Genomic DNA, 1,227 nt, shown 5'->3' with positions numbered 1-1,227 from the left:
ATATGTTGCTATGTTTAAGATGATGGTTTAGTAAAAGTCTAGGAAGATTAAATCTGAATTTTGGGTAAATCCGAATTGATTTATGATCATCGGACAAGGACTTCATGGTATGAAGGTGCCACATCGTAGAAGAAGTATGCCTCCCGATTCTATACCCAATGGTGGTTATAAATGCAAAACAGCATCTCATTTTGGAAAAGACTCACGCATGGCCGTTTTTACGATAGCGGCATATTCCTTTAGTTCTGCTGCATCCGGGGGGAGACCGATCAGGCAATGTATTTGTCCGGCAAAGCATTTGTCCCAGACCTTCACGCCAGACTTTCTTAATGCAGCGGCATACAAAGCCCCGTCATCCCGCAACGGATCGAACTCTGCATTGATGATCACAGCAGGTGGCAGGCCGCTTAAATCCTTGGTCAGGATGGGGGATACTTCTGGATTGTTGTACTGGCCAGGGGCATAGGTTTCCACTGAAAAGTAACAGGCAGCTTTTGTTTGGAAGTACCCCGTGGCATTTTCCTGGTAGGAAGCAGAAGCTTCCATATGCTGGGGACGCAGATCAATGGGTAGCCCGTTCATGATTTGAAGCTTAATTTTACCGCTGAGACCTTCTTTTTTGGCTTTCTGTGCGGTCACCGCTACCAAATTGGCTCCTGCGCTGTTTCCCAGTAAGGCAATGCGGCTGGTATCGCCTCCCAGTTTGCTACCATGCTGTGCGATCCATTTAAAAGCGTTATAACTATCGTTTACCGCAGCCGGAAACCTATGCTCGGGTGCTACCCGATAATCGATGGCAAAAACAATTGCGTTGAACGTTTTGGCCTCTTCCCAAAGGGAGTGCTCCAGGGCCGGTAATAAAGGCGAAATAAACCCGCCTCCATGGTAATTTATAATGATAGGAAGGTTCCTAGCCCGGGAAGGATTAAATACTAAAACCGGAATGCTATCGGCAGTGATCTTGATCCGTTTGACATCCCCTTCGGGATAAGTGACCGGTGGAGGTCCTGCAAACTTAAGCTGCTCGATAGGCAGCAGGCGAAGTTGCTCAAGCGTCAGGTCCTCATAGCCGATCATCTTTAAGAACGAGTCTATTCTGGGGTCGAGTTGACGTGTCTGGCATACCTGAGCAAAAAGCTCCTGCTGATTTAGTGTTGTGAAGATACTTAGCAAAGAGATGAATAGTAGTTTTTTCATAATGAAGCTGCTTAATAAGATGAAAAGTCT

The 1,227-nt window shown here is 46.4% G+C and carries 1 protein-coding gene; it reads right to left on the bottom strand.

Going from position 1 to position 1,227, the window contains the following annotated elements; all coding sequences use genetic code 11:
* Positions 1–186 precede the first annotated feature (186 nt).
* Complete coding sequence (locus OB13_RS17730) at positions 187–1,197, bottom strand: alpha/beta hydrolase (protein ID WP_461491520.1); 1,011 nt, start codon at positions 1,195–1,197, stop codon at positions 187–189.
* Positions 1,198–1,227 lie beyond the last annotated feature (30 nt).

The sequence above is a fragment of the Pontibacter sp. HJ8 genome, from assembly GCF_054824225.1.
The sequence above is the reverse complement of the archived record's forward strand: the minus strand, read 5'-3'. Positions and strand labels throughout refer to the sequence as shown.

Coding starts and splice junctions, on each gene's coding strand:
- OB13_RS17730 (WP_461491520.1), bottom strand. CDS start 1,197: ATGAAAAAACTACTATTCATCTCTTTGCTAAGTATCTTCACAACACTA.